Here is a 20,712-nt window from a genome sequence, read left to right as displayed (position 1 = left end):
CTTTCATTAAGACGGCATCCGCCGATTCCACGAAATGAGAAGGAGATGGGTATCTGTGAGAAAAAGGAAGTTAAGCTTATCCATGAAGCTGCTGGTGATGCTGGCTCTGCTGCTGACGCCGATGCAGTCCGGCGGCGGCACGGCAAGCGCCTGGGAGGGTTCGCCTGTTCCCAAGCTGCATGTCAGCGGCAATCAGCTGGTGAACAGCAGCGGACAGCCTGTGCTGCTGAGCGGCTGGCATCAGCCTACCGGGGCTTACTGGACGTATCAGAACAGCAATTATTATCTGAACCGCAACGGCGGGAACCGGCATAAGGCCACTCTGGAGTACCTGAAGGAGATCACGGATACCTTCACCAGCACCTCCGGCAAATACGGCAACAGCCACGGCTGGTACTCGAATCAGGTCCGCCTGTTCATCGACCGGGAGGATATGGGCGATGTCGCGGCAGGAACGTATAACTTCGCGGGCCTTCAGGCAGCTACCCAGAATCTGATCATTCCCTATGTGGAGTATGCAAAGACTAAGGGGCTGTATGTCACGCTGGGGCTGGACTTCACCCTGCTGGACAATAAGGCGACCACCCAGGCCAATCTGGACAAGTTCAATCAGATCTGGGGTTACCTGGCCTCCCAGCCGGGACTCAAGAGCGCGGATAATGTCATGTTCGAGCTGGTCAACGAGCCGGTGCTGAGCGATGTGAACGGACAATGGGGCGGCAATCCCTCCCAGCCTAACTTCGCAGCGTTCTGGAATTCGCTGAAGAACTTCCAGAACTCCATGATCTCTACGATCCGCAGCAAGGGCGCGGATAATGTGATCTGGGCTTCAGGCCTCGGCTGGGATCAGCATTATCAGCTGACGGCATCGAGTCCGCTGACCGACCCGCTGAACAATTACGGCTATGCCGTACACTGGTATCCGGGCTACGGCGCTTATGACAATTACAACTCGCTACAGCAGATCTGGGATAGCAGCATCAAGCCTGCTGCCGATGCTTACCCGATCAATATTACTGAAACGACCTGGTTCAAGAACCAGCCGGGCGACTCCGCATATTGGGATCTGTTCAACGGTACGAATGCAGGCTTCGGCAAGAATACCAAAGCGATCTTCACCGCCGCCGGCAATGTCAGCATTGCCGTCCATATGAACGGCTTCCTGCTCGATCCCGGTCCCAAAAGCTCCTTCGCCGATCCGGACGGCGGGCTGCTCTATGACGGCAACGCCACCCGGGACGGCATGGCGCGCTTTATCTTCGAATGGTACTACGAGCGGGCACAGTTCAACCCCTGGAACGGGGTGTGGAACGGGGTTACCAACAATGCGAAGTATAAGCTGATCAACCGGGCGTCAGGCAAAGCGATTGACGTTCCGAACGGGCAGAATACGAACGCCCTTCAGCTCCAGCAGTGGCCGGAGAACACCGCGCTGGCTCAGCAATGGACGGTTACGGATATGGGCACGTACAATAATATTTACCGGCTGCGCAGCGTGAATTCTTCCGACAATAAGGTGATGGATGTGCGTAACGGCACGAAGAATAACGGCGAAGCCATCCAGCTGATGCAGGATTTGAACAACACCGCCCAGCAGTTCCGTCTCATCAAGCTGAGCAACGGCTACTGGAGCATTCTTAATGTGAACAGTAACAAGGCAGTCGAAGTCACAGGAGCCTCCACCGCAGACGGCGCGAAGCTCCAGCAGAACCTCTACCGCGGCGATCTGCACCAGCAGTGGAAGCTGGTTCAGGTGAACTAGAGCTTTATGGTAAGAGCCCCCTTCTCCATCTGCAGGGCGGTCCGGGACAGTACCGGATTGCCGCGCGGGGGAAGGGGGCTTTTTGCGTGATGAAGCAGGGGAAAGGGGGCGGGCGAGGAGGTGCGAGGCCGAATGTGTGTGAAAAACCGAATACATTCGGCGTGTGCGGGGGTGCGAGAGCAAATGTGTGTGAACAACCGAATACATTCGGCGTGTGCGGTGGTGCGAGGGCAAATATGTGTGAAAAACCGAATACATACGGCGGGCGAGGAGGTGTGGAGGACGGGTGGCGAAGGCTGGAGGTTCGGGCGCAAAGGTGTGGAGGGAAACAGTTGCCTTTTATACACTTACTGGTGAACAAAAGGCTCCTCCTACGGCAATGGTTGGATAAACAACACTTAATTTTGCACATTTCCACTAAAGTAACGAGATCAAACTAATTAGATGCTCCTTTTCCACTTACTCCCGCCCAATCCTGAGAATCCAGCAAATTAAGATACCTTTGTCCACCTATTTCCGAGAGAGAAGATGACACAAGTAGTTTTGCTTGCGGCAGGGCGAGAGAAGGTGTGATTTTTCAACCAGCCTACCCGCCCACTCCCGTCGAAGTTGCTGCATATGCACCCACAAGCATCACAATCCGCATAAAACCAACCAAGCTCTTTACACCTGCGACTCTCTCACTCCTTATATAAGAAAAGCAACATTTGTCGATAAGAAAGCAACGTTAAGCTATAGATTACAAGGCTTGGGTATGATTAAATACATAAAGAATACAGCATTTATGCAGATGACTACTAGCTGGTAACTATTTATTTAATGATGGACTCGAAAGGATGAATACGAATGATGGACAAACAGCAACAGCTTGGCTTAACGCCGCCGATGGGATGGAATTCATGGAATACTTTTACTTGGGATATCAATGAGCAATTGATCCGGGAAGCGGCCGATACGCTGGTGGCGGACGGTTATAAGGATGCAGGGTACGAATACATTGTGATTGACGACTGCTGGAGCCTGAAGGAACGGGACAAGGATGGCAAGCTGGTGGCTGACCCGGACAAATTCCCGAACGGAATGAAGGCGGTTGCAGATTATATTCACTCCAAGGGACTGAAGTTCGGCATGTACTCTTGTGTGGGAACGCATACCTGCGCCGGGTATCCGGGCAGCTTCGAGCATGAATTCCAGGATGCCGCATCGCTGGCGGAATGGGGTGTAGACTTCCTGAAGTATGACTACTGCTTCAAACCCAGACATATGTCGGGGGAGCTACTGTATAAGCGGATGAGTCTCGCACTTAAGAACTGCGGAAGAGACATTCTTTTCTCCGCATGTAACTGGGGTGAAGATAACGTCTACCAGTGGATTCGTGAATCCGGCGCGCATATGTACCGTTCCACCGGCGATATCCAGGACAGCTGGGAATCGATCAAGACGCTGGCGCTGTCACAGCTTGATAAAGCCGCCTACACCGGGGCCTACTGCCATAACGATCTGGATATGCTGGTAGTCGGCATGTATGGGGGCAGCAACAGTGACTTCATCGGCAGTCAGATCGGCGGCTGCACGGATGTAGAGTACAAGACGCATTTCTCGCTGTGGAGCCTGCTGGGCTCTCCGCTGATGATCGGCAGTGACATCCGCAAGGCGAATGAAGCGACCAAGAACATTCTGCTGAACCCGGATCTGATTGCCATCAACCAGGATATCGAGGGCCGCGGAGCTTACCGCATTAAGCCTGAGCCGCAGTGGTTCCATACCAATGAAGTATTCATGCTGGTAAAAGTATTAGCAGACGGTGACCTCGCGATCGGCTTCTTCAATCTGAGTGATGGTCAAAGAGAGATGTCGCTGCAATTCTGGGATTTCGGGCTTCCGTATGCCTCCGGCAAATCGCTGTCCCTGTATGACTGCTGGGAGCAGAAGGAGCTTGGGGTGTTCAGAGAACGGTTCGCTCCGGTGGTTCCAGCCCATGACTGTCTGATCGTGCGGGCGAAATTGGTCTGATTGGTCTAGAGATAAGAAAGAAGAGAAGCGTATGAGCATGAACAGAACCTGCAGACAATGCGGGGTCCCTCTGATGACGGATGATGTGGCGATTTACCTGAAGCTGGTCACGCGCAATGCCCAGGATTTCCTGTGTATCGACTGTCTTGGTGAGCAGCTGAAATGCGGACGCGAGCCGATTGAGCGGCTGATCAAGTATTTCAGGGAATCGGGGAAATGCGTGCTGTTCCGTTAGTCACCGGAAGACAGCAGCGGACAGACTGCTGCGGACCGCGTGCTTGCCGGTAGGGGGTTTTTGGCATATATAGAACGACAAAAAGCTCACCGTCAAGGCGATTGCCTCTATGGTGGGCTTTTTGGCCCGGAATTACTGGGATCTCAATTAGAGAAGCGTGCTCTCCCTGAATTCCTGGGGCGTGACGCCAAAATGCTCCTTGAAGACCTTGATGAAATACGTGGGGTTCTTATATCCCAGACGGTTCGCTATTTCATAAACTCTGTATTTACTGTCCTTCAGCAAGAATACAGCCTTCTCCATCCGCAGACGCAGCAGGTAATCGGACAGGTTCTCTCCCGTCTCCCGCTTGAAGACCTTGGATACATGGGTTGGGTGCATATATACATATTCGGCGATCGCCTGAAGGGAGACATCCTCCGACAGATGCTCCTGTACGAATTGATGAATCTGCGCGACAACGGAGTGACGGGAGGCGGACAGCTCGGTGTTCATCTCATGCTGAAGTCTGTCCAGCAAGCCCGTTGCCCAGTACTCCAGTTCTCCGATGCTCCTGATATCAAGCGGCGTATGCAGGCGGTAGTCTGTCAGCAGACCGCCGTTCTTATGCACAAAGTAGGAGAACGCGGACTTCAAGGCGTAATAAATCTCCGATAAATGCTCATGCGAGCCGCTATACTTCGTGCCCCATTCCAGCAAGACCTCCTGGAGCTTCTCTCTTGCCGCCTCCCAGTTCCCGGCCTCAAGCAGATGCGGGAACAAGGGAGGCGAGTAGAGGGAAGCGACCACCAGGGAGGCCGGTTTGACATGATGACCGCCGAGCTGAACGACGAAGTCGTTGTCGTAGCCGATCTGCGAGCGGACCGTGGCTACGCAGCGCTGATACAGCTCCTCCACACTGGCCGGAAAGGTCCCGGAAGGGGAGAGAATGACCGAGACCGTGAGATGCAGCAACCGGCTGACAATCTGCCTCATCTCATCCGCGGTCTGTTCCAGTTGACGGCCGCTTGCGTCCCCGCCGCCATTCACAATGAACAGAAGATGGCCGTATACATCCTCGCAGCTCCAGCTTTTGAAGTGCTGGGACACCAACTCCTCCACGATATTGGTAACAGCGAAGCCCGGAAGCGACATATCGGACGGATCGTAGCGCTTCTGCGGGTCCTCGATGCGGATCAGAATCAGGGAGATCGTATCGCCTAATCCGATTGGAAGGCCGTATAACTGGAGCTGCTCTGTCAATTTGCGTTCAGTCCACATGCGTCCCTGGATCAGATGGTTCAGCAGGTTGGAGCGCAGGATAGGCAGATTGCGGTGAACCATTGCCTGCGACTGCACGTAGGCAGTCATCTGCTCCCGTTCTGCCTGCAGCGCACGGGCCGCATCAGAGACGGCAGCGAGCAGCTCCTCATCCTTCACAGGCTTAAGGAAATAATGTGCCGCCTTAGCTTTCAGCCCCTGCTGGGCATATTCAAATTCGGCATGGCCGGTAAGCAGAATACTAACCGTCCTCGGCCACTTCTGCTTGACCGCCCGGATCAGCTCAATGCCGTTCATGCCGGGCATTCGGACATCGGTCACCACAATGTCTGCGGCGTTCTTGTCCATCTGCTCCATAGCCTGCTTGCCGGAACAGGCAGAGAATACGCTGGTAATGCCAGCCGTCTCCCAGGCAATGCTTGCGGTCATGCTCTCCACTAAGTGCTCTTCATCATCCACGATTAACAGCTTCATTCTCCACCGCCTTCTCTGTCCAGTACAGCTCTACCCGCAGTCCCGAGTCCGCATTGACCGACAGCCTCACCCCTGAGTCCGCCCCGTACCGGAGCTGGAGCCGCCGGTGCACATTCAGCAGGCCGCAGGCTTCCGGCCGTTCTCCATACCGGTTCGCAAGCAGCTGCTGAAGCTCCTGAAGCCGGCCAGTGGTCATAGTACCGCCGTTGTCGTCAACTATCAACGAATATCCGCTGCCGTCCAGGCTCCCGCTAATCGTGATCCTCCCGGGGCCCTCCAGGGCTTCAATCCCGTGAATCAGCGCATTCTCGACGATCGGCTGGAGAATCAGCCGGGGCACTTCAAGGTCCCGCATGAGGTCCGCCACCTCGATGCTGTAGCGGATGCGGCTCATCCGCATCCGGTGGATGCTGAGGTAATCGGCCGCGTTCTTCAGCTCATCCGCCAGCCTCACCGCCTGATTCTCCACCCGGGTCGTATAGCGGTAGTAATCGGACAGGTGATAGGCCATTTGCAGCACAGCATCCTTCCGTTCCAGCTTGGTCATGCTGATCACGTAGGACAGGCTGTTATACAGAAAATGGGGATTAATCTGTGACTGCAGCTGCTTCAGCTCAGCTTCATGCGTGAGCAGCTGCTGCTCCAGCACATTCTCGATCAGCTGCTGGATTTGCGCCGACATTTCATTGAATCTGGATACAATGAGCCGGAATTCGTTATTTGCCTGAAGCGGAATTCTGGTCTTGTATTGTCCCATCTTGATGAGCTGAACCCCTCTGACCAGAGCGCGCAGCGGGACCTGAACATTCCGGTATAGCAGCCACGATAAGGCAATACCCACGATAAGGATCAGTCCGAGGACAAGATAGGCGAACCGGTTGGTTACCCTAAGTGGCGTCAGAATTTCGGATAAAGGCACAATGTTGACCACATACCCGTCCAGCACCTGCACATCGGAATAGGACAGAAGGTAGGAAATTCCGCTGACATCCAGAGTAATATTGCCCTCATGCGCCAGCTGCGTCCGCTTTAAGGCGGATACAGCCTCCTGGAGAAGCTCAGGCGGGCAAGAGGGCGTGGATAAGAAGATGTCATCAGGTTTATAAAAAAGCGCTTCCCCGATTCCCTGCGATTGAAACTGCTCCAGCATCCGGATCACATGGTTCATGTGAAAGCTGATTTCAATGATCGAATTGGCTCTGGCGATGCCGCTGCTGGACTGGTAGGGCTCAAAGGTCAAGTGGATGACCGTGCCCTGTTTATCTCCGTGATCGTCATCCATAATAAAATTCCAGTTGTCCTTGCTCAGCCGCTGAAGACGCTCCAGATCATAGGAGGTTCCGTTGACCGTAGATATGGTCTGCCCTGAACGCGGCGAATAGACCGTGATTTCATTGATCCATTCCGTCGAGGCGCTTTGCAGATACAGCTTATCCTGAATGAGCTTTTTGCGGCTGATTTGTTCGTAGTAGCTGGAGTTCAGCAGGGACAGATCCTGAAATTCAATGACGTTCGGATCACGGATCAGGAGGTAGGTGAAGGTCTCCAGCTGCGTAATAATACTGTCCAGTTGTGTGGCTAAGGTAGATAGCCTGCTGATGCCCGACTGTTTGATCTGACTGGTGATGACATTCTCATTGACTCTGCTCGAATACACCGACAAGATCAGAACAGGCAGCAATAATAACACCAGCGAGCCGACCAGCTTGGAGAAAAGACTACGTTCCTTGTTGCCCATCTGCTTCTGACTCCTAAGTTTTGTGCTTATCTTATTCTTTAACTGCGCCCATCGTCAACCCTTGTACGAAGAACCTCTGCAGGAACGGATAGACGAGCAGGATCGGCAATGCTCCTATCAGGATTTGCGCAGAACGCACCGTGCGTTCCGACAGAATTTTCAGCTGACTGGGATCAATGTTCGTGTTGCGCATGTCGCCGCTCTGAATGATCGTCTGCAGAAATGTCGCCAGTGGATACTGCCGGTAATCAGTCATATAGATCAGCCCGTCAAACCATGAGTTCCAATGCCAGACCATCGAGAACAAGGATAAGGTGGCCAGGGAGGGAAGCGACAAGGGAAGATAGATCGTGATCAGAGACCTCAGATAACCCGCCCCGTCAATGCTTGCCGCCTCCTCCAGCTCTTTGGGAATGGCGCGGAAGAATTGCATCATCAGAATGGTATTGAACACGTTCACCGCAGACGGCAGAATCAGGACCCACAGCGTGTTGGTTAAATGAAGCTGCGTGATCAGCAGATAGGTTGGAATCAGGCCGCCGTTGAACAGCATGGTGAAGACAAAGAACCAGGAGTAGAAGCTTCTGCCGTAAAATGAACGCGACAGGGTATAAGCGGCGGTAACGGTCAACGCCATAGACAGCAGGGTTCCGGCGAGCGTTCTTTCCACAGATAGAATTAGGGAACGCAGAAACAAGGGATTCGTAAGCGTTCTGGAGTAGGCTTCAGCCGTGAATCCGACCGGCCAGAAAAACACCTGATTAGCCGTAGCCGCCGCACTGGAACTGAAGGATACGGCCGCTACGTGCACAAGAGGAAGAATACATAATATAGCCAGGACTGCAAGAAGCGCAGTGTTGAGCACTGTAAACCAGCGGTAAGAGATTGTTTTCCGATACATAGATTCCGCCTGCCTTTACTCAAAAGATGCGATAATTTCCGAACCGGTAGGCCAGCCGGTAAGCCGTAACGATCAGTATGAAGCTGATGACCGATTTGAATAAGCCGACGGCGGTCGCGAAGCTGAAAGATCCGTTCATGAGACCTACCCTATATACAAAGGTATCTATAATATCTCCTTCACGGTAGACCAGCGGATTGTACAGGTTGAAGATCTGGTCGAAGCCTGCATTGAGGATATTGCCCAGCGCGAGCGTGCCCACAACCAGGATAACGGGAACCAGTGCCGGCAAGGTGACATGGAGCGTCTGCTTGAACCGGCCTGCGCCGTCGATCTCGGCGGCTTCATATAGCGACATATTGATGCCGCTCATGGCAGCGAGATAGATAATCGCGGCGAAGCCGAACTCCTTCCAGACATCACTGACCACTACGGTGATCCGAAACCAGGTTCCGTCTCCAAGGAAAAATACAGTATCGGCGCCAAGGAGCGTCAGCAGGTGATTGACAATTCCTTTATTGCCGAGGATATCCGTCAGAATCCCTCCCAGAATCACCCAGGACAGGAAATGCGGGAGATATACGAGTGTCTGCACGAACCGTTTGAACAGCAGCGCGCGAACCTCATTCAGCAGCAAGGCAAAGAGGATCGGGACTATAATGTTGGCCGTGATCTTGAGCGAAGCGATAAGCAGGGTGTTATAGATGACCTGCACGCTGTCAGGATAAGTAAACATATATTGAAAATGCTCGAAGCCAACCCATGGTGAATGCAGGAACCCAAGCCGGGGCTTGAAGTCCTGAAAAGCCATCAACAGCCCCGCCATAGGCGCATAATTGAAGATCAGCAGACAGATTACAGATGGCAGTATGAGCAAATGAAGAGGTAGCTGGCGAGTAAACCGCGTCTTGCTCTTCTTCCATTCCATCATCCGGACAACTCCTCTATAGGTTCATTTGGCAAAAGTCTTCTATTGGTTAAGCGCCTGATACCACTCGTTCACCTCTTTGGTAATATCATCTCCGCCGGAGGACTTCCATTTCTCCACGAAGCTGTCGAACGAATCCGGCGATTCTTGCCCGTAAATAATTTTCAGGAAAGCTTCACTTTCCATTTTGCGGAGCAGCTCGCCCTTTTGGGCCATGGTTGCTGTCGGAGGGCCGGTATATTTATCGAATACGGAAGCTTCGTCGATGTAAGTCTGCAGTACGGCAGCAGCCTCTGCCCATTTCTTCGGTCTGGCCGAGAAATACATTTCGTAAGGGGTTTCGGGTGTTTTTCCCTGGCCGAGCTTGGCCATGACCTCCAGCTCCTTTTTGGGCGTCTGAATGTCGTTGCCGTAGATGGTGTATTTCTTCACATCAATCCATCCGCCCGGGATTTTGTCCTGGTCATAGACCGGTTTGCCGTCCACGATGACATAGTCGTAGCCCTCGGCCCAGCCGTTAGCCAGTTCGGAGGAAGGATCGTAGAAGCCGGGTCCCATGATGGCGTCCAGATAGTTGAAGAAGGCCTCCATATATTTGAAATCCTTGTTGAAATAGAAGCGGACAGAGGATTGCGGTTCACTGCCAAAGCCCATTTTGCCGTCAATGCCTGCAGGAATGGGAACCGGTACATAATCAAAGGTCATATCCGCACTGAACGGATAGGAAGCCATCCAGGTCGGGCCGAAGACCATGCCGGATTTGCCCTGAACAAAGCTCTCCGCCGCCTTGGCTTCATCCATGATCCCGGCGTCTTTATCCAGATAGCCTTTGCTCATCCATTCGCTAAGCTTGATCAGGCCCTCCTTGACTGTAGGCTGAACAGAGCCGTACTGAAGCTTGCCGTCCGGCCCCTCTGTCCAGTAAGTAGGGATAGCAGATTGTCCGAACAGGAAATCGCTGGATACCATGAAGGTGTCCTTCACGGCCGTGACGCCTTTTTTGAGCGACAGGGATAATCCGAGGGTATCCTTGATCCCATTGCCGTCAGGGTCGCGGTTGACGAACGCATACATTACAGCTTCCATATCCGCGATAGTCTTGGGCGCCTTCAGGCCTAAGGTATCCAGCCAATCCTGGCGAATCCAGAGCACACTGAAAGAGCTGTTGGCGTTGAAGGTAGGCAGGCCGTAATGCTTGCCGTCATAAGTAACCGTATTCCATATTTCGGGGTACTGGGCGTACAGATCCTTAAGCCGCTGCGAAGCGTACTTGTCAAAAGCCTCGTCGATATCCATCACCTTGCCGGAATCGACGACCTGATTCTCAAGCGTCGGATCGTTCAGGGTGAAGACATCCGGCAGCTTTTCATTGGAGTTAAGCAGAAGGCGGAGCTTGGTCGTGTAAGCATCTCCGGTTCCTACGGTCCAATCTACCTTGAAGTCAATGCCGAACTTCTCCTTGGCCCATTTGGTATGGACATTATTCTCGATGGTCTCCCCATTCTTGAATTTGTTGTCGGAGCCGACTACACGGCCTAAGGTAATTGTAGCCTCTTGTTGCCCGGCATTTCCCTGATCCCCCTGTGCAGCCTGACCCGGATCGGATGCCGCACTGCAGCCGGCAACAGCTGTCAGCAGGACTCCGGCCACTAGGGCGATAGACGCCTGCTTCGCAAACTTTATCTTCATGTATTGACCTCCCTGTATGTGATGCTGTTTAGTATATCGCCCATGGGACCCAGGGATAAATAACAATATTGCGAGATTCATGCAAATATATTGGCCGTTCTATTTTACTTTCATTTTATTATATGAATTGATTCATTTATTATATTTCATATTATCAAGGCAGCATTTAATATAGTTTGTGTATTTTACTATTTTTATATGGCGGTGATTAGATTGTTGTATGCAGGAGCGAATTACCATCCGCATGACTGGCCCAAGGAGAGATGGGCACAAGATATTGAATGGATGCGGGCAGCATCCTTTAACGTTGTCCGGCTGGGGCATTTGTGCTGGGACAGCTTTGAGCCCTCTGAAGGCAACTTTACATTTGAATGGTTCGATGAAGTCATGGATCTGTTTCACGAGGCGGGTATACAGGTCGTGCTTGATATCGCAACCCGTCCGGCTCCGACATGGCTCCACAAGAAGTATCCGGCGATTGACCGGACCGATACAAACGGCATCCGTATGGAAGCGCAAACACGCTATATGGAGGATATCGGCCACCCGGCCTTCCAGGAATACGCGTATAAGTTCGCCGAGACACTGGTATGTAAATACCGGAATCATCCGGCCCTGTATGCCTTCGGACTGTGCAATGAGCTGGGCTCGGGAGCGCCTTCCTATTCCAGAGAGGCCAGAGACCGCTTTGAAGCTTGGCTGAAAGACAAGTACGGCACGGTAGACCAGTTGAACCGGGCATGGACTACCCAGCGCTGGTCGCGCAAATTGAGCAGCTTCCACGATGTCGTGCTTCCAGTCTCCGGCCAGATTCATGGCGCGCCGGAACGGGTGCTGGACATGTGGCGATTTTATTCCGATGAAGTCTTGGCTTATATGCAGGGTCTGAGCCGGATTGTCAGGCAGTTCGCGCCTGAAGCCAGGGAATCGACGAATCACTGGTCAGAGAATCCCGGCTACGGGTTCGATTATCTGAAGCAATATGAGGAGATCATTGATCTCCCCGGTATCGGGTTCTACCCCGGCACCAATCCCGAGGACAGACGGGCCTTGACCGCCGCCTGCTTCTTCATGGATCACCGCATTGGCGAGCTTGACCAGCCCATCTGGTGCCTTGAATTCCAGACCGGCGACTTCGGAGGCTACGCTTCCCCGCGCCTGGCCATGAGAATGTATGCCTATCTCTCGCTTGTCCACAGGGCTCAGGCTGTCTGCGCATGGACCTGGCGGACGATGCTGGGCGGTGAGGAGCAATATGTATTTGGTCTGGTGGATCATGACGGCACGCCAGGCTGGAAGTATGAGGAGTTCAAACAAATCGCGGAGGAATTCAAGCTGCTGCAGGAACGCGGGCTTCCCAGACAGACCTCTCCGCAGATCGCCATCGCCTACTCGTACGAGAGCTTGAAGGTGATGGACGGCAACCGGAGTTACTACAAAACCGATTATACCCGGCAAGTCCTGGAGGCTTATGAGGCTCTGGAGCGGGCCAATCTGGACTGTAATATTGTGAATCTGCGCAGTCTGCGCAAGGATTACAAGCTTCTGATCGTGCCGGGACATGCCGTCATGGATGCAGCCTCAGCGGCCGCTATTCGCACTTTCGTTGAGGCAGGTGGCACCGCTGTGATGACGGCGTATTCTGCGAAGGTCAATGAGCATAACCGCGTGTTCGATACCCCGATGCCCGGCGGGCTAAGCGATGTCTTCGGCATCCGCAGCGGAGCCTTCATGAGAACCAGAAGCCATACGCCTGCGGAGAATGCCGGAGGTCTTGAGAAGACAGAGCTTCATCTGGAACGGGAAAAGCCGGCTATTCTCCTCGGGGAGCAGGAAAGTCAGCCTGAGATCAGCTATTACGAGATACTGGAAGCCCGCACGGCAGAGACTGTGGCTTCGTTCACGAATACACTCGAGAAGTCGCCCGCAGTCACGCGGAACCGTTATGGCAAGGGAGAGGCGATCTATGTCGCGATACCGGCAGATGCCGATTTTCTAAGTCTGCTTCTTGATAGGCTGTACCCGGCGCTTGGCATCCAGAAAGGTCCGGTTACCCCTTCAGGCGTGGTCGCACGCAGCCTGGAAGACGGCTCTTTACTCTGTGTGAACACCACCGGTATAGAGCAGACCATACAGCTGGATAGGGAGGCATCCGGGCTGCTGTCCGGCAGCCGCTTCGCGGATTCGCTGACTTTGGGCGCTTATGAGGTAGAGCTGGTAACGTACTAGATAAGAAGCACTAAAGAAATAAACAAAAAGCAAAAGAAGCGGAGGGGAAATTTGGAGCTGTAGGAGCGGTAGCGTCCGCCTTTGTCAACGGATTTCACCCGCGAACAGCGGTTCAAAATCAAGAAATCTGGTGACAACAGCGGCCGGAAGTCCAAATGTTCACCGCAGTGACGACGAAGCTTCAAGTTCAAATCTTAAGTGCGTCTTATATAGACTACTATCAAAGGGGAGCATAGGGATGAATGATAATATCAGAATCGCAGCGCAAGTAGTACCTTCTCCACGGCAGCTGGCCTGGCAGGAGCTGGAATTCTATTCATTTATACATTTTGGAATCAATACGTTCACCGATAAGGAATGGGGGCTCGGCGACGAAGCACCGGCAATCTTCAATCCCGAAGAATTTGATGCCAAACAGTGGGTGGAGGTGTGTAAATCGGCGGGAATGAGAGGCTTGATCCTGACCTGCAAGCATCATGACGGCTTCTGTCTCTGGCCCAGCAGCCATACCGGGCATTCCGTGAAGCACAGTCCATGGCGTGATGGCCAAGGCGATATGGTACAGGAGGTAGCGGATGCCTGCCGTGAGGGAGGACTGAAATTCGGGGTGTACTTGTCTCCGTGGGACCGCCATGACAGCCGGTACGGGACTTCGGAGTATAACGAATATCTCAAGGATCAATTACGTGAGCTGTTAACCGGGTACGGGGACATCTTCTGCGTCTGGTTCGACGGTGCATGCGGTGAAGGTCCGAATGGCTTGAAGCAGGTCTATGACTGGGACGGATATTATGAGGTGATCCGGGAGCTGCAGCCGGGCGCGGTGATCTCCGTATGCGGTCCGGACGTCCGCTGGTGCGGCAATGAGGCCGGCCTTACCCGTGAGTCTGAGTGGAGTGTCGTTCCGGCAGAGCTGCAGGATTGCGAGAAAATCCAGGAAGAGTCGCAGCATGTGGACGACGGCGAATTCGCCAGACGCAGCAACTCCCGCGATGAGAATCTGGGGAGCCGGGAAGCCATCGCCGGGAAGGAGCTCGTCTGGTATCCGGCGGAAGTGAATACCTCGATCCGGCCCGGCTGGTTCTACCACGCTGCTGAGGACGACCAGGTCCGCAGCCTCGAAGAGCTGCTGGACATCTATGATAAGTCGGTTGGCGGGAACTCGACGTTCCTCCTCAATCTTCCGCCCGACAAGCGCGGTCTCATTCATGAGAACGATGCCCGGCGAATGGCCGAGCTGGGAGAGGTGATCCGGTCCACCTTCGAGTATAATCTGGCTGCGGGGGCTCAGGCCGCCGCAACGGAGACAATGTCGGAGAACAATGCTGCCAGCCGAGTATTGGACGGGAATAAAGATACATTCTGGTGCCCGGAGGAAGGTACGGAGCAGGCTTCCATTGAGATTGATCTGAAGGCGGAGCAGTCCTTCGATACGATCGTGCTCAAGGAGCATATCCAGTCTGGCCAGCGTATCGAACAGCTTCATCTGGAATATCTGGACGGAGCTACCTGGAGAAGGTTCAGTGAATGTACAATCGTCGGACATAAGCGCATTCTCAAATTCCCGGAGGTTACAGCAAGGCATATCCGCCTGACCATTGATAAATCACGCTGGTGCCCGACCTTATCCGCATTTGAAGTGTATCTGAGCGCGGTGGAGAGCTGTCTCAAGCGTTAAAAGACAATAAAAGAAAACACCCCTTTCGTGTTGTGCGTGAAGCTTGGAACAGTATGAGCAAGGACGTGAATGTGGCCGGGATTGCGGGTGGGACTATGGCTGGTATGGCTGAGAATGTGGCCGGAACTTAGCAGTTGGATTTTCTCCACTTGCTTAGGGATGGAGCAGGCCTTGTCAGGAGATAGTTGGAAAAACAACACTTAATTTGCTGCCAAACGATCAGAACAGGGGAAATGCGCGAAATTAAATGACATTTATCCAATTGATTTCCTCAGAAGCTTCCAACCTTCCAAATTAAGGTACGTTTATCCAACTAAAACCTGGGGCTCTTTAGCAAAATAGCAGTAGGTGTACGAGAAGCTACAGTAGAACCGAAACAAGACCGGAAGCAGCAGAGCAGCGATTCTCCACGTAACGGGAGAATCGCTGCTCTTTTTGATCTTTATGTTGTTGGGCATGGACATCGTCTGCTCAACTTACCGGAATTATACCTTTGGATCAGCCCCGGCAGGCGGGAGCATGATACCGCATGTCTTTAGTTCATTAATTTCGCTTGTGAAAGCAAGCGGAGGATGACGGTTGCCGCTTCCGCACGGGTTGCGGATTGACCCGGCTGGAATTGCCCGGTAGGTGTACCGGTGATCAGGCCGGCCTGAACCGCCTTGGCCACATCCTGCTGCGCCCAGCCCGCAATCTTGTCTGCATCCTTGAAGGCTGCAGGCTGAAGCTCTGAAGCTGGGAGCGGCGAGCCTGCAAGGGCCATCGCCTTAACCAGAATAATGGTCATCTCCTGGCGGGTAATGATGTCGTTCGGCCGGAAATTATTGTCCGTTCCGCCCTGCACCAGACCCAGCTCAGCGGCTGTTCCGACACTTCCGGTGTACCATGCGCCGGAGGGGGTATCCTTAAACGAAACATCTGCCGAACCGGAGGAGGAGGAGTAGCCCAGCGCACGAACCATCATCGCTGCGAATTCCGCGCGCGTTGTGGTAGCGTTCGGTGCGAATTTGCTGTCCGTTAAGCCGGTGAGGATGTACTTTGAGGCCAGCTTTTCGACGGATGCCTGTGCCCAGTGCCCCTTGATATCCGCGAATGTCTTGTTGCTTGAAATTACCGCAAATGTGCCGTTGTTCGGACTGTAGAAGGTTACACCGGTGCCGTTGAAGACCGCCGGGACGAAGGTGAAGCTTCCGTCCTTCCCGATCCGGACCACGGTCGTATTCCGGCTGTCTGCCGGACTGTCGAGCTGCAGGGTGCCCCGGGAATGGCTGCCCTTGAACCCTGGAATCTCGACTGTGCGTCCGTTGGCTTCAGCCGTTACCGTGTATTCAATGGCAGGGCTGATTAATTTGCCCTGGGCTGCCAGAACAGCTTGAAGGATCTCTTGCTGCCGCTGTTCCGGCAGGACCGTCATACTGACCTTAAGCTTCCAGTCCCCGGTTCCCAATTGCTGTCCCCAAGCTGCGGTATCAACCGCTTTTACAGGGAAGTGGAAGGTGCCGAGCGGAGACGAGACGGTGATCTGTTCTGCCGCTTTTACTTTCTGCGCATCCAGTGTGGCTGTAGCAGTGGTTCCTGTCACCTCTGCTTCGACGGTCAAATGGCCGCTGCCGCTTGGTGCTTCCGGCTGAACAGGGGTGACCGAACCAACGGTAGGGTTACCGCCGTTGCCACTACCGGCGTTAGTACCACCGTTGTTGCCGCCGCCAGGATCGCCGCCGCCGTTGTTACCGCCGCCAGGATCGCCGCCGCCGTTGTTACCGCCGCCAGGATCACCGCCGCCGTTGTTACCGCCGCCAGGATCACCGCCGCCGTTGTTGCCGCCGCCGGGATCACCGCCGCCGTTGTTGCCGCCGCCGGGATCACCGCCGCCGTTGTTACCGCCGCCAGGATCACCGCCGCCGTTATTGCCGCCGTCGTCAATCGCAAGCGTATGCCGCGCATAAATATCGAACCGGTCGAACGCAGGCGCGTATTGGCGCGGAACCGCTGTGTAAGGAGTGAAGCCTTGCGCCCCGGTTCCTCCATAAGGGTTGGAGCCGCCGTCATACGTATTATTATTGGAGAAACGGATGCTGTTGGTGCCTGCTTTCAGTTCAACATCAAAGGTCTGTGTGGCGAACTGCTGCCATGAGATGGTGTTCTTGAAGTAGACTGTCTGCGGCTCGCCGCCGTTGACGCTTACTTGCGCATAGCGTTCAACAACGTCATTGTTGTAAGCATGGGTCCCCGCACTTTCACCGTTCGCGTAGGTAACAACCAGTTTATAAGTGCCTGCTTTGGACACCGTGATGTCCTTAAGCTCCAGATACCGCTCTGCTCCGTCGAAGGAGGTAATGCCGTTCACATATTTGCCGCCGGAAGCGTATTTGGCAAAGGCATCCTCACGGATGAGCGGCAGCTCGGAGCCGGCCGGAGTACCTACGACCGTTGCCGCCTCTGCCTCAACGGAATATACAGAAGTCTGGCTGACGAAAGCTGCGTTAATATAATCGAGACTAAGCGCAGCGCTGGAACGTACATCAACCAGGTTAATGCCTGTGCGTAAGAAGGTTGGGACTGTAGCGGTCTGCCATTGTCCTCCAGTATCCGTAACAGGCAGATCCACGAGCGGCTTGCGGTCATGTTGAATTTGCATTTTGCCCGCGCCAGATGCGGCATAGCGGATCTGCAGATCATACATGCCGTCTTGCAGCACACTTACCACAAAGCGGGTATTGGCGTCCTGGCTGCTGCCGTAACCGGTCACATATCCGGCGCCCTCGAAGCCTTCAAGGCTGCTCTCTCTCGACAACCCCAGCGCAGGGTCGTAGTCGGCGAATTCCGCCTGCACACGGTAGTTGGGGTGTGCGCCCGGTAAGCCGCTATACGTTAGTTCGATTGCGTCAAGGGTGGATTCGCCCTGGCCTGCTTCTCCCGTATCCGGGTTGTATTTGCTGATGCCGATGGAATGTGTTCCTTGCGTCAGATCGGCAAAGATCGTATTGCCTCCCAGCAGCTGCATGTTGTAATCCGCACGCAGAACCACCTTCGTTGCCGGCTGATCGTCAATCTTGATGAACCATTCGGAATTGATGCGCTGATTCGCATCTCCGGTATTGGACTGATTGCGCAGGGTGGAGGTTGCGCCGCTGCCGCCAATCAGATCCAGACGGTAGCTCCCGTCTGCCGGAACCGTAACATCGGTCCACTTCACCAGGCTGTCCGCAGCCTTGATGCCTTGGACGTACTGGCCGTTCGAGGCGGAGCGTCCGGTACTCTTGCGCGGATAGTGATCCGTCAGGGTCACATTGGTCCGCACCTGCGCATTCTCAGCCTCGAAGCGCTTATAGAAAGTCTCCTTCGGGGCATGATCTACAGCCGGAGTAATGACTGCATAATACGCCGAGGTGTAATCGTTCAGGTTGACATCCAGTGTGACCGAGCCGTTCTTGACGGGATAATCACGGTCCAGGATCTGGGTAGGCTCTACGAGAAATCCGGTCAAGCCCGTATATCCAGCATGCCATACGGTGATATGCACCGCTTCTGCTTCTGTGAGGAAGGAGGGGCTGTTCCCATTGCCGGTCACGTTATTGAACACGATCTGGCCGTCTCCTTGTGTGCCTCCGAACGCGATACTGACCTGCTTTTTGTTGTCCTGAATGGAGCTTAGCCCGTACAAGCCGGGGCCGAAGGCATCATTCTCATGTCTGGCGTTGATGACCTCAATCTTGGCCATGTCGCCGCCCATCATATCGGCATACCACTTGTAGAGCCACCATGCCCCGTTAGGCTCGTTCTGCCCGGCGAGCAGGGACCCGTAGGAGTTGGCCGTGTTCCAATACGGCAGCATGCTGTTCATTTTCAGCTCATCATAACGTGCAATGTAATGAATCAGCGAGCCGCCTACGGCAATCTCCGAGGTAGCGGCATACTCGTTGATGTCCACCTTGATCGGGAAGGGAACCGTCCGGTCCGGGTACAGCTCTTTATAGCGCTGCACGGACCCCGCTTCCACCGTCCGGAAGGTGGCTACGTTCGAGGGAGCCTGGTTGAAGGCTTTGTCCCACAGCATATGCCAGCTGATAATGTCCGGCAGACAGTCATTCTCTACGCAGTAGGGAATGAAATCCTCGAATACCTTGGCTCCGTACTGGGTCAGATTCACTCCGGAAATGACTGCACCGGGGTCAATCTCCTTGATTTTCTTCGTTACCGCCAGCCAGTCGCTGTTGAATACAGCTCTTGAATTCTTGCCTGTCTGGTTATCCGCCAGCAGCTGGGGATAACGGGTATTGTTCTGCTCAGGCTCATTGAACGGGATATAGATGAATCTGGCATCCGCATCCCGCCCCGGATTCGCCGCCGCCCATTGCTCTTTATACGCTTTGACTGCCGTTGTAATCGGAATGACGGCTTCCTGAATATATTCGTTAGCCGTTCTGGACGGATAGTACCAATGCTGATAATAATCCTGCATAACGATATTTACAGCTTCCCCGCCAGCCTCGAAGAAATAGTCTGACACCCGCAGCGCGTCACCAGTCGGGTGCTGGATGCCGTTCGGCGGCTTCTGGGAGATATGCGAGGGCTTAATCGGAATGAGTGTATTGATATCCGGCACATTCGGCTCGCTGATCGCATACAGTGCGCCGGAAGAGCCATGGAATACAGGTCCGAGCGAGCGGTCTGCCAGATCGACCGAGATTTTGGCCGGCTTGGCTGAAGTGTTCTCTTCATGCTTCGTCTCTGCATAGAGTGCGCTGACCTGATTGGCATTTAACTGGACATTGTAGATCCGCAGATCGTCGAATTTCCCCTTGATATCTCCATCCGAGGTATAGAGCGATCTGCCGAAATCATTGAATTTCAGGGCGTTCAGATAATCACGCGAGAAAAAATGCTCCAGAACGGAGGGCATGGTCGCTCCTGATGAGCTTTTGCTCTGATCCAGACCTTTGATGCCAACAGGAACACCGTCCAGGTATACCTCATAGGCCCCGCTGCTGGTCATAGTGACGGTCACCTGCTGCCACTTGCCCTTGGCCGGGTTACGGTTCCAGACGATATCGCCTTTGTAGCTGGCAATCTGACTTGGATTCGTGCCGGTATAGATCCGGTTGCTGAACGTGCCGTCCCCGGCGATGATAATGAACTCGGAGTCCTGCCAGCCGCTTACCCCGGCATTGCTCAGCCCCTTCTCGGCAATTGTGGAGGACAGCAGACGGTTATAGGCGTTAGCCGAAGAGTCGATGTTGGCCCAAAAGGAGATGGACAGTTCATCCTTGATCCTGCTGTAGAGCTGATCGGGCAGCTTCAGCCAGGCAGTACCGTTCCCGCCGCCGGGTAAAGAGAGGACGTCTCCGCGCTGGTCGTCATAGACAATGGCTGCTACTCCCTTAAGCTCGGCGCGTTCAGCGGCCGCATCGGGGTAGACGCTGTTTACCACCGAGGTGCGGTCAAGCACCTGCCCGGAGCGGAAGCTCCACTGGAACAGCGGGGCCGCCTCAACAGCGGTCTTCAACTGGAGCTGATCCGGCGCAGTCTCCTGAACAGGAGCAGCCTCCGGCAGTGCAGCAGCATCCGGCTCCGCCGGGGAAGCAGGGGTTTCATCGGAATCAGGTGCCGTAACCGGATTGGTCACTAGCTCCGAATCAGTCACCCATACAGAATCTTCCACAGGAACCGGGTCTGCGGCCGGAGATGTGGAAGCGCTTGCCAAACTGGAGGGCAGGAGAGTCAGAATTGCCAGTATAGATATCAGTGAACGCTTAAGATATAGCCTCAATAGATACTCACCTCTTTTGTTTTTTGGGGATTCCT

Annotated in this window: 11 protein-coding genes; 5 read left to right on the top strand and 6 right to left on the bottom strand. The window is 54.1% G+C overall.

Annotated elements, in window-relative coordinates; translation table 11 throughout:
* The first annotated feature begins 55 nt into the window (after nt 1–55).
* The 3 genes from MKY64_RS14975 to MKY64_RS14965 all read left to right on the top strand — a co-directional run bounded on the left by MKY64_RS14975 (nt 56) and on the right by MKY64_RS14965 (nt 4,010).
* Nucleotides 56–1,762 carry an RICIN domain-containing protein gene (locus tag MKY64_RS14975; protein WP_340953911.1) on the top strand — a complete coding sequence of 569 codons (1,707 nt, stop codon included), beginning with the start codon at nt 56–58 and terminating at the stop codon, nt 1,760–1,762.
* 846 nt (nt 1,763–2,608) lie between these two features.
* Entirely contained in the window at nt 2,609–3,775 is a 1,167-nt protein-coding gene (locus tag MKY64_RS14970; protein WP_235191859.1) for a glycoside hydrolase family 27 protein, read from the top strand.
* A gap of 31 nt (nt 3,776–3,806) precedes the next feature.
* Nucleotides 3,807–4,010, top strand: a complete 204-nt coding sequence (locus MKY64_RS14965) for a hypothetical protein (RefSeq protein WP_036724896.1) — start codon at nt 3,807–3,809, stop codon at nt 4,008–4,010.
* A gap of 147 nt (nt 4,011–4,157) precedes the next feature.
* Here MKY64_RS14965 and MKY64_RS14960 read toward each other — a convergent pair whose 3' ends face one another.
* The 5 genes from MKY64_RS14960 to MKY64_RS14940 are packed head-to-tail and all read right to left on the bottom strand — an operon-like array spanning nt 4,158 to nt 11,000.
* Entirely contained in the window at nt 4,158–5,744 is a 1,587-nt protein-coding gene (locus MKY64_RS14960; RefSeq protein WP_340953906.1) for a response regulator, read from the bottom strand.
* On the bottom strand, nt 5,722–7,482 hold the full coding sequence (locus MKY64_RS14955; protein ID WP_340953903.1) for a sensor histidine kinase: 1,761 nt from the start codon (nt 7,480–7,482) through the stop codon (nt 5,722–5,724). The genes MKY64_RS14960 and MKY64_RS14955 overlap by 23 nt, the downstream gene beginning before the upstream one ends.
* Before the next feature lie 31 nt (nt 7,483–7,513).
* A complete protein-coding gene (locus MKY64_RS14950; protein ID WP_340953901.1) occupies nt 7,514–8,383 on the bottom strand; it encodes a carbohydrate ABC transporter permease in 870 nt (289 codons plus the stop codon).
* 19 nt (nt 8,384–8,402) lie between these two features.
* Nucleotides 8,403–9,314 (bottom strand): ABC transporter permease, encoded by a 912-nt coding sequence (locus MKY64_RS14945; protein ID WP_051477977.1) that lies wholly within the window; start codon nt 9,312–9,314, stop codon nt 8,403–8,405.
* A 39-nt stretch (nt 9,315–9,353) separates the two neighbouring features.
* Nucleotides 9,354–11,000, bottom strand: a complete 1,647-nt coding sequence (locus tag MKY64_RS14940; protein WP_340953898.1) for an extracellular solute-binding protein — start codon at nt 10,998–11,000, stop codon at nt 9,354–9,356.
* A 213-nt stretch (nt 11,001–11,213) separates the two neighbouring features.
* On the opposite strand from MKY64_RS14940, the gene MKY64_RS14935 reads away from it, so the two are divergent.
* A complete protein-coding gene (locus tag MKY64_RS14935) occupies nt 11,214–13,229 on the top strand; it encodes a beta-galactosidase (protein ID WP_340953895.1) in 2,016 nt (671 codons plus the stop codon).
* Nucleotides 13,230–13,467: 238 nt separating this feature from the next.
* Nucleotides 13,468–14,907 (top strand): alpha-L-fucosidase, encoded by a 1,440-nt coding sequence (locus tag MKY64_RS14930; RefSeq protein WP_340953892.1) that lies wholly within the window; start codon nt 13,468–13,470, stop codon nt 14,905–14,907.
* A 535-nt stretch (nt 14,908–15,442) separates the two neighbouring features.
* Here MKY64_RS14930 and MKY64_RS14925 read toward each other — a convergent pair.
* Complete coding sequence (locus MKY64_RS14925) at nt 15,443–20,677, bottom strand: S-layer homology domain-containing protein (protein ID WP_340953889.1); 5,235 nt, start codon at nt 20,675–20,677, stop codon at nt 15,443–15,445.
* Nucleotides 20,678–20,712 lie beyond the last annotated feature (35 nt).

This window comes from Paenibacillus sp. FSL R7-0210 (assembly GCF_038009085.1).
In the GTDB taxonomy this organism is placed as follows: Bacteria; Bacillota; Bacilli; order Paenibacillales; family Paenibacillaceae; genus Paenibacillus_AQ; species Paenibacillus_AQ silagei.
The sequence above is the reverse complement of the archived record's forward strand: the minus strand, read 5'-3'. Positions and strand labels throughout refer to the sequence as shown.

Coding starts and splice junctions, on each gene's coding strand:
- MKY64_RS14970 (WP_235191859.1), top strand. CDS start 2,609: ATGATGGACAAACAGCAACAGCTTGGCTTAACGCCGCCGATGGGATGG.
- MKY64_RS14965 (WP_036724896.1), top strand. CDS start 3,807: ATGAGCATGAACAGAACCTGCAGACAATGCGGGGTCCCTCTGATGACG.
- MKY64_RS14960 (WP_340953906.1), bottom strand. CDS start 5,744: ATGAAGCTGTTAATCGTGGATGATGAAGAGCACTTAGTGGAGAGCATG.
- MKY64_RS14955 (WP_340953903.1), bottom strand. CDS start 7,482: ATGGGCAACAAGGAACGTAGTCTTTTCTCCAAGCTGGTCGGCTCGCTG.
- MKY64_RS14950 (WP_340953901.1), bottom strand. CDS start 8,383: ATGTATCGGAAAACAATCTCTTACCGCTGGTTTACAGTGCTCAACACT.
- MKY64_RS14945 (WP_051477977.1), bottom strand. CDS start 9,314: ATGATGGAATGGAAGAAGAGCAAGACGCGGTTTACTCGCCAGCTACCT.
- MKY64_RS14940 (WP_340953898.1), bottom strand. CDS start 11,000: ATGAAGATAAAGTTTGCGAAGCAGGCGTCTATCGCCCTAGTGGCCGGA.
- MKY64_RS14930 (WP_340953892.1), top strand. CDS start 13,468: ATGAATGATAATATCAGAATCGCAGCGCAAGTAGTACCTTCTCCACGG.